Source organism: Bacillus sp. RC51, assembly GCF_044908115.1.
Lineage (GTDB): Bacteria > Bacillota > Bacilli > Bacillales > Bacillaceae_G > Bacillus_A > Bacillus_A mycoides.
Genome location: NZ_JBIYCW010000005.1, coordinates 249,155 through 262,038, shown reverse-complemented (window position 1 = coordinate 262,038; position 12,884 = coordinate 249,155). Strand labels below are relative to the sequence as shown.

General features: G+C 39.1%; 12 protein-coding genes. 2 read left to right on the top strand and 10 right to left on the bottom strand.

What is annotated here, in order from left to right; translation table 11 throughout:
* Positions 1-252: 252 nt before the first annotated feature.
* From ABH959_RS13525 to ABH959_RS13500, 6 genes are all read right to left on the bottom strand, one after another.
* Positions 253-1,617: an aspartate aminotransferase family protein gene (locus ABH959_RS13525; RefSeq protein WP_181777891.1), complete on the bottom strand. Its 1,365-nt coding sequence runs from the start codon at positions 1,615-1,617 to the stop codon at positions 253-255.
* Between the two features lie 30 nt (positions 1,618-1,647).
* Positions 1,648-3,108: a CoA-acylating methylmalonate-semialdehyde dehydrogenase gene (locus ABH959_RS13520; RefSeq protein WP_404492705.1), complete on the bottom strand. Its 1,461-nt coding sequence runs from the start codon at positions 3,106-3,108 to the stop codon at positions 1,648-1,650.
* Positions 3,109-3,221: 113 nt separating this feature from the next.
* Complete coding sequence (locus tag ABH959_RS13515) at positions 3,222-3,503, bottom strand: cupin domain-containing protein (RefSeq protein WP_033729945.1); 282 nt, start codon at positions 3,501-3,503, stop codon at positions 3,222-3,224.
* A 44-nt stretch (positions 3,504-3,547) separates the two neighbouring features.
* Positions 3,548-4,966 carry an MATE family efflux transporter gene (locus ABH959_RS13510; protein WP_113936012.1) on the bottom strand — a complete coding sequence of 473 codons (1,419 nt, stop codon included), beginning with the start codon at positions 4,964-4,966 and terminating at the stop codon, positions 3,548-3,550.
* 45 nt (positions 4,967-5,011) lie between these two features.
* Positions 5,012-6,484 carry an aldehyde dehydrogenase family protein gene (locus ABH959_RS13505; RefSeq protein WP_113936013.1) on the bottom strand — a complete coding sequence of 491 codons (1,473 nt, stop codon included), beginning with the start codon at positions 6,482-6,484 and terminating at the stop codon, positions 5,012-5,014.
* A 13-nt stretch (positions 6,485-6,497) separates the two neighbouring features.
* Complete coding sequence (locus tag ABH959_RS13500; RefSeq protein ID WP_002033464.1) at positions 6,498-7,784, bottom strand: NAD(P)/FAD-dependent oxidoreductase; 1,287 nt, start codon at positions 7,782-7,784, stop codon at positions 6,498-6,500.
* Positions 7,785-7,970: 186 nt separating this feature from the next.
* Between ABH959_RS13500 and ABH959_RS13495 the strand changes: the two genes are divergently transcribed.
* Positions 7,971-9,203 (top strand): MerR family transcriptional regulator, encoded by a 1,233-nt coding sequence (locus ABH959_RS13495; protein ID WP_002142594.1) that lies wholly within the window; start codon positions 7,971-7,973, stop codon positions 9,201-9,203.
* 69 nt (positions 9,204-9,272) lie between these two features.
* Here ABH959_RS13495 and bshB2 read toward each other — a convergent pair whose 3' ends face one another.
* Both bshB2 and ABH959_RS13485 read right to left on the bottom strand, forming a co-directional pair.
* The gene (bshB2, locus tag ABH959_RS13490; protein ID WP_000439465.1) at positions 9,273-9,935 is read right to left on the bottom strand and encodes a bacillithiol biosynthesis deacetylase BshB2; all 663 of its coding nucleotides are present in this window, start codon (positions 9,933-9,935) and stop codon (positions 9,273-9,275) included.
* Positions 9,936-9,950: 15 nt separating this feature from the next.
* On the bottom strand, positions 9,951-10,301 hold the full coding sequence (locus ABH959_RS13485) for a YojF family protein (RefSeq protein WP_000407039.1): 351 nt from the start codon (positions 10,299-10,301) through the stop codon (positions 9,951-9,953).
* Between the two features lie 262 nt (positions 10,302-10,563).
* Between ABH959_RS13485 and ABH959_RS13480 the strand changes: the two genes are divergently transcribed.
* Positions 10,564-11,889, top strand: a complete 1,326-nt coding sequence (locus ABH959_RS13480; protein WP_002014220.1) for an ArsB/NhaD family transporter — start codon at positions 10,564-10,566, stop codon at positions 11,887-11,889.
* Between the two features lie 71 nt (positions 11,890-11,960).
* Here ABH959_RS13480 and ABH959_RS13475 read toward each other — a convergent pair whose 3' ends face one another.
* Both ABH959_RS13475 and ABH959_RS13470 read right to left on the bottom strand, forming a co-directional pair.
* On the bottom strand, positions 11,961-12,188 hold the full coding sequence (locus ABH959_RS13475; protein ID WP_002111012.1) for a coiled-coil domain-containing protein: 228 nt from the start codon (positions 12,186-12,188) through the stop codon (positions 11,961-11,963).
* Positions 12,189-12,286: 98 nt separating this feature from the next.
* Positions 12,287-12,838, bottom strand: a complete 552-nt coding sequence (locus tag ABH959_RS13470) for a GNAT family N-acetyltransferase (RefSeq protein WP_113936014.1) — start codon at positions 12,836-12,838, stop codon at positions 12,287-12,289.
* Positions 12,839-12,884 lie beyond the last annotated feature (46 nt).

The following is a 12,884-nucleotide window of genomic DNA, read 5'->3' as shown; positions in this document are numbered from 1 at the left end:
AACTCAACCCTTTCGGAATTACTCTTTTCGAGTAATTCATTCAGTATTTAAAGTTACATCTCCTAATAGGCTCATCCGCTTTTCAACAAGATTTATCAATAATTAATTAAAGTTGAGCTAAAGTGAAACTTTAATCAGTGGGGGGTTTTTGTTCATCCCCCACTGATTATTAGCCCTCACCAATCGGGCTTTTACGGGCAGTTGATCTCCCACCTAACTTCTTTGCTCCAGCCGCATTTTGAGGTGGGAGTTTTACTGCCCGTTAATGCGGGATAAACATTCTTTCATTGTTTTAACGATAAAAGTAAAGTCTTCCTCTGTGATGCTTAATGGAGGAGCAAGCTGCAAAATATTATTGTAACCTGCAACAGTGTCACCATTTTTACCAATAATTAGACCTTTTTCTTTACAAGCATTGATGACTTTGTTCATCTTTTCAATGGAAGCCGGTTCTTTTGTTTGCTTATCTTCCACTAGTTCAATGCCTAAAAGAAGGCCCTTTCCGCGAACATCCCCTACGTTTGGATGCTCTTTTACATCCTCTAGCTCATATAACAGTCGTTCACCCAATTCTTTGGAACGTTCAATGAGTTTCTCATTCTCCATAATTTCTAAATTCTTCAAAGCTAAAGCGCAAGCAGCAGGATTTCCTCCGAACGTATTTACATGGCGGAAGCGATCATAATCATCACTACCTACGAATGCCTCATAAACCTCTCGTCTAACTGCTGTTGCTGACAAAGGAAGATACGCACTTGTAATACCTTTTGCCATTGTAATGATATCTGGTTTGACGCCATAATTCATAAATCCAAATGGCTTCCCTGTCCGGCCAAATCCACATATAACTTCATCACAAATGAGCAACGCACCGTGCTTCTCGCAAATTTCTTTTACTTTTCCCATATATCCATCAGGAGGCATTAAAATTCCGCCCCCTGTAATAATTGGCTCCATAATCACACCGGCTACTGTTTGGCTTAACTCCCATGTCATGACACGATCGATTTCCTCAGCACTTGCCAGTGTATGAACATCCTCTGGATTTCGATACGTATCAGGCGGTGCTACATGCAGGAATCCTTGCCCGAGTGGTTCATATTTATACTTTCGCTGTGCTTGACCTGTTGCTGCAAGAGCTCCCATTGAGTTACCGTGATAAGCGCGGTAGCGGGAAATAAACTTATAGCGTCCATGATCACCTTTTTGCTCATGATATTGACGAGCAATTTTAAATGCTGTTTCATTCGCTTCCGATCCACTGTTAGAAAAGAAAATGACGTATTCATCATCAAGCCATTCATTCAATTTTTCTGCTAATTTAATAGCAGGAACATGACTTTGAGTCAGAGGGAAATACGGCATTTCTTCAAGCTGCTCAAACGCCGCTCTTGCAAGCTCTTTTCGACCATACCCAACATTCACGCACCAAAGACCGGACATACCGTCTAAATAACGGTTTCCATCAATATCCGTCACCCATGCCCCTTCTGCTTTTGTGATAATTAAATTCGTTGGACTAGGGGCTGCTCCTCTCATCGCATGCCAAAGGTACTTTTCATCTGTTTTTTTCAAACTTTGTGTTTGCTCCGTCGCTTGCACAATCACCAGCTCCATTCTATCTTTTTATGGTTTTACATCACGCTTTCAATAACGAGCCGTAAGCATTTTCTTGCGAGTATAGAATTCTACGCCATCTTTTCCATTTGCATGGAGATCACCATAGAAAGATTTCTTATAACCTGAGAACGGGAAGAATGCCATTGGAGCAGGAACTCCAAGATTGACCCCAAGCATACCTGCATCAATTTCTTCACGGAATTCACGAATAGCTTTCGCGCTATTTGTGTACAGACATGCACCATTTGCGAATGGCGATGCATTAGCAACATGAATCGCTTCCATCAAGTCTTTTACGCGTACAATAGAAAGAACCGGTGCGAAAATTTCATCTTGCCAGATTTTCATTTCCTGTGTCACATTGTCAAAAATCGTTGGGCCAACAAAATAACCTTGGCTGTTTGCTACATCGTCTTCACGTCCGTCACGAATAAGTGTCGCTCCCTGCTCTACACCGGATTGAATGTATCCGAGTGTACGCTCTTTATGTACTTCACGAATAACGGGACCAAGGAAAACACCTTCTTCCAGACCATTACCAATCGTAATTGCATTAGCCTCTTGAAGCAGTCTATTAACGAGCTCATCTGCAACGTCTTCTTCCACGACAACAACAGCCGCTGCCATGCATCGTTCACCAGCTGAACCGAAGGCAGCACTTGTAATTTCTTTCACTGTAGAACTAAGGTCCGCATCTTTTAATACGATTGAATGATTTTTTGCCCCTGCAAGAGCTTGTACACGTTTACCGTTAGCTGCTGCTGTTTTATATATATACTCAGCCACAGGTTGAGAGCCAACGAAAGATACAGCTTTCACATCCTCATTGTCAAGAATGCCGTTAACGACATCATGTGCACCATGCACAATATTTAGTACTCCATCTGGAAGACCTGCTTCTTTAAACAGTTCAGCTATGCGATTAGCCAATAGCGGTGTTCTTTCAGATGGTTTTAATACAAATGTATTCCCGCATGCAATCGCGAGTGGAAACATCCAGCATGGCACCATCATCGGAAAGTTAAATGGCGTTATTCCTGCGATTACTCCGATCGGATAACGATACATCCCTGATTCAACACCAGTAGCAATATCGGGAAGTTGCTCTCCCATCATTAAAGTGGGTGCGCCTGCGGCAAATTCAACACATTCAATCCCCCGCTGCACTTCACCGTATGCTTCCTTATAACTTTTTCCGTTTTCCAAGGTTACGAGTTTAGCTAACTCTTCCCAGTTTTCAATCAATAGCTGTTGATAGCGAAATAGAATCCGAGCACGCCGAGGCACAGCGACCTTTCTCCATGTTTTGAATGCTTCTTTCGCAGTTGCTACAGCTCTATCTAAATCTTCTTTAGTCGAAAGAGGCACACGAGCAATAATCTCTCCTGTTGCTGGATTTGGTACCTCTTCAACTTGCTTACTTGTGGATTCTATCCATTGTCCGCCAATATAATTTTTCAACGTTTGTACATTTTTCATTACTACCATGGTGAAGCCTCCTATTTTAAGATAACCGTCTTATGTTATCGCCCCTAAAAAGAAAGCGCATTCATTTGACGGTATGTAAACTTATTTACATACATTTCTTCAACATTTTCACATTATTTCAGATGGATCTCATGGTTCATCTTATAATTCTTTTTCAAAAATACTGGGCAATCCCATTCACAAACAAGGTCCTTAGCCAAGGAAACGATCCAGTCCTTTGTAATATGATACTTTTCTCCATCAACAGTAATAAACACTTCACCATCTGTCACATAGAAAACTTCCTGCTCTTCTACATGCCACGTTCCTTTATTCGGTTCGCCTACCCACGGTTCCCATGCGTTGGCACCTAGTTGCTCTGCTTCTTCTGCTGTAAGTTTTTTCGCAAAAAACATGACAATCCTCTCTCTTTCTTATTGGTAATTTTGAAGGAATAAGTCTATAAATCTACTGTCTTAACATTTGTATTTTTTAAACGTTTAAACTCTTTTTTCATAAAGTATATGGCAATGAGAACACCTGGAATTTCTGCAGCAGGAGCAGCGTACCATACACCTTCTACACCCCAGAATTTTGGGAAAATAAATAGAAACGGTAACATGAACAGCAATATTTTACTTACACTAATAAACGTTGCGGACCAGTTTCTCTCTTGTGATTCGAAATAACCAGAGATAAGCAGGCTAACTGCACTAAGCGTAAACAAACAATTGAATATAACTGTCGTCCAAATGCCCAATTTCTGCAATTCAGGATTACCACCGGAAAAAAATGACACAATTGGATCTGCAAAAATGACTAGTATGGCTGTCACGATTACAAAGAAGGAAACTGTAAAAATGAGTCCCATCTTAATTGCTTGTTTCACACGATCAAGGTTGCCCGCACCGTAATTATAACTAATAATCGGTTGAAGCCCTGTCATCCCACCGAGCGCTGCTAAGGCGAGGAGATTTGTAATGTAACCGTTTTGAATCGTGAAAGCTGCAACGTGTAGACCACCACCGTAGCTTTGCAGTAAGTTGTTGGTGAAAATAATTGCAATAAACATCATGAACTGACTCGAGAAAGATGCAAAGCCGGTCCAAACTACTTCACCAATCTTCTTGAAATTAATCATCATATCTTTCATTTTTGGCTTAAGTTTTGTTTTACCAAACCAGAAATAAAAGATTAGGAGAACAGGAATCGATTGCGAAATCGTATTAGCCCATGAAGAACCCATCATCCCCATGTCATACTTCACTACCATAATCCATTCCATAGTCCCAGCAACAACCGCTGCGACTAACCAACTGTTCATTGATAATATAGGCTTTTCATCGATATTAGTTAAAATACTTAATACAACGGCCAATATCGTTAATGGCAACGAAATCCATAGCAGTCGGCTATATTGCACCGCATACGGAAGTGCTTCATCACTTGCTCCAAATAAAATCATAATATCATTTTCAAAGGCCAACCCAAGTATAGCTAACAAAGAAGACAGGAAAAGAGTAAACCATAAAGTTTGTCCCATAATACTTCTAGCTTCTTCGATTTTCCCTTTCCCCAGTCGAAGTGAAATGACCGCTCCGGCTCCCACACCTAAAAGAACACCAATCATACGGGTAATAACCATGACCGTAAATCCAATTCCGATCCCTTCGATTTCCAGCTCCTGAAAGCCACTGACGAAATAGCCATCGATAACCGATACAACTCCTAGAATTACGTTAGCCATAATTCCTGCCAAAGCAAACCGTAAATATAGTAACGGAATACTCTTGGTTCCCAGCACTGAATCATCTATCGGTTTATTCACTACTTCTCGTTTCTCTATTTTCGATGACGGACCGTTGTCCACTATTTTCATGAGCATATCCCCTTACAAATAATTTATATAGCAAGTTAAGCTCAATTAATTCGCATACCACCCTACCGGATTTGCATGCTGGTGGATATTGATTTGCTTCGTTTCCATAAAGTACTCCAGTCCGGCAACACCTAACGCTCTGCCGATGCCACTTTGCTTATACCCTCCCCAAGGGCCTTCAACATAAGCGAGATGATAACTATTAATCCAAGTAATTCCCGCACGTAATTTACTAATGACACGTTTTGCTCGGTCCATATCTTCAGTAAATACAGCACCGGCTAATCCATAAATGGAATCATTCGCTTTTTGGATGGCATCTTCCTCATCTTTAAATTTCTGTACAACAAGAACTGGACCAAAAATCTCTTCCTTAACAATACACATATTCTCATTTACATCAGCGAAGATGGTTGGTGCAATGAAAAATCCTCGATCAAGCCCATTTTCTGTTAAGCGCTTACCACCGCAAACTAATTTTGCACCTTCTTCGATTCCTCTCTGAATATAATGTAAAACTTCATTCATATGAGACTCATTTGTGAGAGCTCCCATTTCAATGTTCTCACTTTCCCCGTTGCCAACTACAATTTTGTTCGCACGCTCGGCCAATCTTTCAACAAACTTATCGTAAATAGTCTCTTGTACAAGCAAACGAGATGCAGCTGAACAAACTTGCCCAGCATTGTGGAAAATACCAAACATCGCATTATCGACTGCGATTTCAAAATCCACATCGTCGAACACAATAAGTGGAGATTTCCCACCCAGTTCAAGTGTGATTTTTTTCATATTGCCCGCAGCTGCGCGCATAATACTTTGACCTGTTTTTGTTCCACCGGTAAAGGCTACTTTGTCAACATCATGGCTCTCTGCAAGCTCATTCCCAACCTTTGAGCCAGGTCCCAATACTAAGTTTGCCACTCCGTCTGGAAGTCCAACCTCTTCAATAATTTCAAATAATTTGTATACGCTTACAGGAGTGACGTCAGCAGGCTTAATTACAATTGTATTTCCTGCGGCAAGTGCAGGAGCAATTTGCCAAACAGCTAACATAAGCGGGAAATTCCAAGGTACAATAAGTCCACAAACACCAATCGGTTCATGAATAATAATCGTTTCTGAAGCATCATCACGAGTGTAAGATTCCTTTTTCATACCTTTAATCAAGTCAGCATAATAGCGGAAGCATTGAATCGATACAGGAATATCTACATAGGTTGTTGCACGGATAACCTTACCGTTATTTGCAGTTTCCAAACGGGCAATTTCAGCTGTCTTCTCTTCAAGACGGTCTGCAATCTTATATAGATAGTTAGCTCTTTCATCAGCCGATAAATCCGACCAGATTCCGCTGTCAAACGCTTTACGTGCTGCCGTGATTGCTATCTTCGCATCATCCGCCGATCCATGAGCAGACGTTGCGATAACCTCTCCGGTTGCTGGATTGATAATATTTCGTCTAGCACCGGATAATGCTTCTACCCATTTCCCGTCAATGAACATGTTAATTTTCATAAACACCTCTCCTTTACGCGATAATATCTACCAGTTTGAAACCAATATGCGCTATATTGACCAGCATCGTTTTCTGATTATAGAATGGGAATGATTTAAGGCGTTCTTTTTCAAATCGATATCCACCTGCACTCCCCGTAACGATCCATTGTGCCAATAACTTACCAAACAATGTCGAGAGAGACGCGCCATGTCCCGTATAACCCGTTGCAAAATATGCGCCTTCTTTGGATCTACCGATAACAGGGAACGTATCAATTGTAACCCCGATAAATCCACCCCACCTGTAATCAATCTTGCTTCCTTCTAGTTTTGGCATTATTTTAACCATGGCATCGTAAACATTTTGATAAACAGCATCACCTAAGTTTGGACGAATATCGCCACCGCCAAATATGATCCGATTATCTGGTGTACGCCTGAAATAGTAAAGGAAACTGCTTGTATCAAAAACCATGCGATCTTTAGGAATGACGCTATTCACTAGTGATTCTGGCAGCTGTTCAGTACCAATAATACGTGCCGAAATTGGCAGTACGCCTTTATTCAATTCAGCCATAATTTTTCCGGAGTAACCATCTGTAGCCACAATAATGTCTTTCGCTGTAACAGTACCTTTTTCTGTAATAACTTTCACACTATTTCGGCCGTACTCAATAGATAGTGCTTTCGAATGCTCAAAGATTTTTGCACCGATCGATTTAGCTGCTTCTCCCAAACCAATTGCATAGTTCAGTGGTTGGAACGAGTAACTCGAGTCGTCGACTAAGCAACCATAATATTGCGGGGAATCAATTTCTTGATGCAACTGACTTCGATTAAGCACGCTACATTCATATCCAAAATTTTTGTTTAAGTATTCGCTTTCAAGTTTCAACCCTTCAAAATGCTTGGCTTTGTAAGCCGCCACAATGTGACCTGTCTTTCTGAAGTTACAGTTGATTTGATGCTCGTCAATAATGTTTTTAACTAATTCAACACTAAGCAGAGAAAGATCGTTAAGCTGCCTCGCCTCTTCAGCACCATACTTCTTGGCAAGCTCCTGCATCGTTGACTTATAGCCTGGCAATACCATCCCGCCGTTGCGACCGCTTGCGCCATATCCGATTGTTTCCTGCTCAAGGACAATGACACTCTTCCCTAACTTTTGCAAATGATATGCAGAAGAAAGACCTGTGAAACCTGCGCCAATAATGACAACATCCGCCTCTTCATTTCCTTCAAGAGGTTTTCCTTTGTCATATCTGTTTGCAGTCGCTGTCCATAGTGAGAGTGTATCCATATGATCCATCTTATCCATAGCTAATCCTTCTCCTTTCGTGACATGTATGTTACAATACAGTCAAAAATATTCTTAATATTCAAACTTATTGAGTTAATAATATGACTTGGTGTTTCCTCCAAGTCAATAGCTATTTGAGGGTTTTTTGAATTCATTTTGCGAAAAAAGTGGAGTAACTCCACTTTTTTCATTGGGGGTACATCTATGAAAATTGGTACATTTGCGAAGCTTTTTCATGTTACGACTGATACCGTTCGTTATTACATTGAACTAGGATTATTAATACCAGACAAAAAAAACACTCAGTATCAGATGAACCAATTGTGTTTCGACGACATGACTTTTATTACTGAGCTGAAAAAATTTCATTTTTCATTGATAGAAATCCAACGAATTTTATCATATCGGCGTGTCACAAACTTCTCGGACCATGAGGATATCGACTACTACAACAACTCGCTCATTGATAAAAAGGACGAGCTAACCAAGAAAAAAGAAGACATATCAAAAGCTATCCAATTGATTGAAAAAGCGGTTCAAACTAGCTCGCCTTCATCCAAAGAAGAAAGTATTACAGGAATCCCGCTTGACTTTGTAAATTTTCTCTATTGTCCAAAATGCCGCATTCCACTTGAAATGAAAGATGTAACGATTAAAAAAGTCTACATTCACACGGGGAGTTTAACTTGTAGCTGTGGATACGAAGCAGCTATCGAGGAGGGTATTATCATTACCGCGAACTTGTACGAGACGTCTCCTTATCCATCTTATTTTTACGATAAAGAAACGATTAAAGAGATCAATCCCAAAATGATTAACTTATTTGAAAAAAGTAATTTTCGATTTCAAAAAGTTCTACAAAATATAGATTTGAAAAACAAATTAATTGTGGAAACAAACGTTGATGCTTTTGTATCACTACCCAAATATATCGATGTTCTTGAACCAAGCGCAAACTATGTATTCAGTGGCTATTCGCTTGCAATGCTCAAGAAGGTGAGAAATAGAATTGAGCGTATGAATCCGAAGCCACGCGTCCTTTATATTTTGAATTCAGATTTAAATCTACCATTGAAACCGCTTAGCATCGATGTTTTTGTGGATAGTTTTACAATAACTGATTTTTCACTGCTCAACCCAGAGTTCCCAAGTCATGTTCTAAAAAACTATTTACATAACAGTTCAACAATTGTCGGTGGATACTCGTATTATGATAACTCGGCCAAATCCTTGAAAAATATTTCAGCCTTATATCCAAATTCCCATGAGCATATTTTACATCCAAAATACTTAGAAGAAAATTTATCAGTTAACGGATTTCAAATTATGCAAAATGAAAATATCGGTTACTGTACAGATCCAGGACCTTATTTCGATTATCATGTAAGAGACGAAAAATTCCACATGCTCATGTATTTGGCTAATACGAAACAATAGCACAAAAAGCGCCATCACAAGTGACGGCGCTTTTTCTATGTAAGAGCTACTAGAAGGTACCCTTCTAGCCTACTCCCATTTATAAGTCCAAAACTGTTCAAGTTGCAGCCATTTTAATGTTGCTGCATCTTTGTTTTTTATTTTTGCATGCGTTTCTTCTAGCATCGCTTCCGTTTGTGAACGATGCGCGCCTAGTGCAGCTAATTTATGTTCAAATACTTCACTAATATTATTTACAACATCCGGTTCACCGAGTACTGCTTCGCGATTTCTTGTAATCGCAACCGCATGAATGGCTGGACGTTCTTCTTTTGGCATACGTGATACAGCGCGAACTACAGCGCGGCCAAATGCATCATGATCCGGATGTACGCCGTGTTCTGGATAAAATGTAATAATTCGAGATGGATTTACTTCTTGAATAATCGCTTCGATTTTATCGGCAACAAAATCAACATCTTCAAATTCTAACGTTTTATCATGGAAACCGAGCATTCTTAAATCTTGAATCCCCATCGCTTCACATGCATCTTTTAATTCTTTTTCACGTATATTTGGAATCGTTTCACGGTTAGCGAATACGTTTTTCCCCATGTTACGTCCCATTTGTCCAAGAGTACCACATGCGTACGTTACAGGTACTCCTTGATCTGTTAATAAGCGAATTGTTCCTCCCGCAGCAAATGCTTCATCATCTGGATGCGGAAATACAACAAGTACATGTCTCTCCATAAGTTTCCCTCCTTCTTACTTAAATGGCGTTAAGCTTAGCTCAAGCGCTACCGCTAAGCGGCCTTGGTTATCATGCCCTGCTAGTAATAAACGCTCTTTATCGTCTACTTCCCAGTGCGTAATGCCTTCTGCATATACCCAGCCATGATCCATTTTCAAACCAACTCGGTATGGGTTTGTTCCAGTTATTTTCCCACGCTCAAAGCGAATAATTGCATTTCGAATGAATGCTCCTACTGTCATCATCTTTTCATTAAAGTGTGACGCATACGCTCCATTCGTCGTTTCTAAATGAATATATACATCTTTATTTACAAAACGTTCAATTTCATTTTGAATAAGAGAACTATCTTTTACTATTTCCATCGGAATTCACCTCTTTAAACCATTTTACGCAAAAATAATGTAAATTGCTATCTCTATATTAGAGGACAACGCTCACTTTTCCTAATAATTTGCACTGTGTTTTTTTATTTTTTTATATCATATGTAGAATTGATGTTTTTTCCTTCACTTTGTTAAATAGTTTTCTTTCTTTTTTGAATTTGCTACAATATATTTTATCCCGTATTAATACAGCGAGATACATTTCGACAATTGAATACATACTTTAAAGAAGGTGACATGATTGGAACAATCAGCACATGAAGTAGCAAATTGGCAATATTATTTTACAATTGCCGTATTTTTAGTCACGTACGGTTTTATTATTTCTGAGAAATTGAATCGTGCTGTAATCGCACTATTCGGTGCTGCTATTATGATTATTTTTGGAATTGTAGATTTACATACTGCTTTCACATCGCATATTCAATGGGAAACGATTACCCTTTTAATTGGGATGATGATTCTCGTACATATTACGAGTCAATCAGGCGTATTTGAATTTGTAGCCATAAAAGCAGCAAAAGCAGCTGGCGGAAAACCAATCCGCATTTTATTATTACTATCCCTATTAACTGCTGTCGGTTCTGCATTTTTGGACAACGTAACAACCGTATTATTAATCGTACCTGTTACACTATCCATTACACGTATTTTAAAAGTAAATCCTGTTCCTTATTTAATTTCAGAAGTACTATTTTCAAATATAGGCGGAACAGCAACATTAATTGGTGACCCGCCGAACATTATGATTGGATCAGCTAATAAACATTTAGACTTTAATGCCTTTTTACTAAACTTAGCTCCAATCGTAATCATTATTTCTATCGTTACACTTGGCATTATTTACTTCATGTATCGCAACAAACTAAAAACAACACCTGAGCAAATCGAAAAGCTAATGGCATTAAATGAAAAAGATTATATTAAAGATCAGAGCCTCCTTTTAAAATCCATTACGATTTTAGGACTAACTATTTTAGGCTTTGTACTTCATTCTATTATTCATGTAGACGCTGCCGTTATTGCGATGACAGGTGCTACACTTCTTATGTTAATCGGTGTGAAAGAACATGATATTGAAGATGTATTTGCCCACGTTGAATGGGTAACAATTTTCTTCTTCGCCGGACTATTCGTTCTCGTTGGCGGATTAATTGATATCGGACTTATTTCTTCACTCGCAAAAGAAGTACTCGACGTAACAAATGGCGATATCGGTTTCGCTGCTATACTTATCTTATGGGTATCTGGCATCGCATCTGCGACAATTGATAACATCCCATTTGTCGCAACGATGATTCCACTTATTCAAGATTTAGCTACAGGACTCGGACTATCTGTCGATTCTCCGCAAATTGAAGTACTATGGTGGGCGTTATCACTTGGAGCTTGCCTAGGAGGCAACGGAACATTAATTGGAGCATCAGCAAACGTAGTCGTTGCTGGTATTGCAAAACGTGAAGGACATGGGTTCTCTTATATGGACTTCTTAAAAATCGGTTTCCCCTTAACGATCATTGCTCTATTGTTATCACATGCTTATATATATTTACGTTATTTAATGTAAAAGCTGTATTATATGAAATTATATCTTCAAACAAAAAAGGTATGCAGCACTACGCCGCATACCTTTTTCCATCACCAAAATATACCTATAATTGCTAATCCACCTAAAATCATACCACCAATTTGCCCGATGATTGCCGGTGATAATTGAACACCTTTTCTCACTTCAACAACCGGTCTTTCGTGCCTTAGTTGCTGCACTTCACTTTGAAGTTGATGCACACTTCCGTGCAATTCTTTAATTAGTTCTTTTAATTCAGCGACCTCTTCGTTTACTGGCTTACTTTTTTCTAAGTTCATTTTGCATAACTCCTTATAAATTCAATCAGTTCACTGTGAAATTTCGCCAATTATTGTTATATCTCCTGCATACTACATATATAATATGGAATGTACTTTTAATCTTGCAGCTCCATCCATTCATCACGCAATATCCCCATAATCATACGATCAAAACACTTCCCATCCCTTTGAACCGCTTCTCTCATACACCCTTCCATCTGAAATCCCATCTTTTTATATAGTACAATGGCTGCTTTATTATAAGAAATAACATCGAGACCGACGCGGTGTAGATTCATTTCATAGAACGCATACTTTAAAATAAGATGCACTGCTTCTCTCCCAAACCCTTTTCCTCTATCATTTGCCTCTCCTATACCAATTGCTAATAGACCTGTTCTGTTATTCCACTCTATGCCGTGAATTGCAACAAAACCAATTAAGCGATCATCTTGAACTGTTCTTAACATGAAAGAAACACTATTCGATCTTCGTCCCTTTAATAGCCCATCACTCGCTATTTCATGTAACGATTGCGGGAATGCTAAGTCTGTATCTACATTTCTCAAATACTCACTATCCTCTTGCCACATAGCCATTACTTTAGCATCTGTTTCTCTAATAGCTGATAATTTAATAGTTTTATTTTGAAAAAGATTCATTGTCATCTAAAACTCCCCTTTTTTTAAAATAGCGGGGACAATTATTCTGGCC

Excerpts from the sequence above, each read along its gene's own strand:
- ABH959_RS13505 (WP_113936013.1), bottom strand. The coding sequence starts at position 6,484 with ATGAAAATTAACATGTTCATTGACGGGAAATGGGTAGAAGCATTATCC.
- ABH959_RS13525 (WP_181777891.1), bottom strand. The coding sequence starts at position 1,617 with ATGGAGCTGGTGATTGTGCAAGCGACGGAGCAAACACAAAGTTTGAAA.
- ABH959_RS13500 (WP_002033464.1), bottom strand. The coding sequence starts at position 7,784 with ATGGATAAGATGGATCATATGGATACACTCTCACTATGGACAGCGACT.
- ABH959_RS13510 (WP_113936012.1), bottom strand. The coding sequence starts at position 4,966 with ATGAAAATAGTGGACAACGGTCCGTCATCGAAAATAGAGAAACGAGAA.
- ABH959_RS13515 (WP_033729945.1), bottom strand. The coding sequence starts at position 3,503 with ATGTTTTTTGCGAAAAAACTTACAGCAGAAGAAGCAGAGCAACTAGGT.
- ABH959_RS13470 (WP_113936014.1), bottom strand. The coding sequence starts at position 12,838 with ATGACAATGAATCTTTTTCAAAATAAAACTATTAAATTATCAGCTATT.
- bshB2 (WP_000439465.1), bottom strand. The coding sequence starts at position 9,935 with ATGGAGAGACATGTACTTGTTGTATTTCCGCATCCAGATGATGAAGCA.
- ABH959_RS13520 (WP_404492705.1), bottom strand. The coding sequence starts at position 3,108 with ATGGTAGTAATGAAAAATGTACAAACGTTGAAAAATTATATTGGCGGA.
- ABH959_RS13475 (WP_002111012.1), bottom strand. The coding sequence starts at position 12,188 with ATGAACTTAGAAAAAAGTAAGCCAGTAAACGAAGAGGTCGCTGAATTA.
- ABH959_RS13495 (WP_002142594.1), top strand. The coding sequence starts at position 7,971 with ATGAAAATTGGTACATTTGCGAAGCTTTTTCATGTTACGACTGATACC.
- ABH959_RS13485 (WP_000407039.1), bottom strand. The coding sequence starts at position 10,301 with ATGGAAATAGTAAAAGATAGTTCTCTTATTCAAAATGAAATTGAACGT.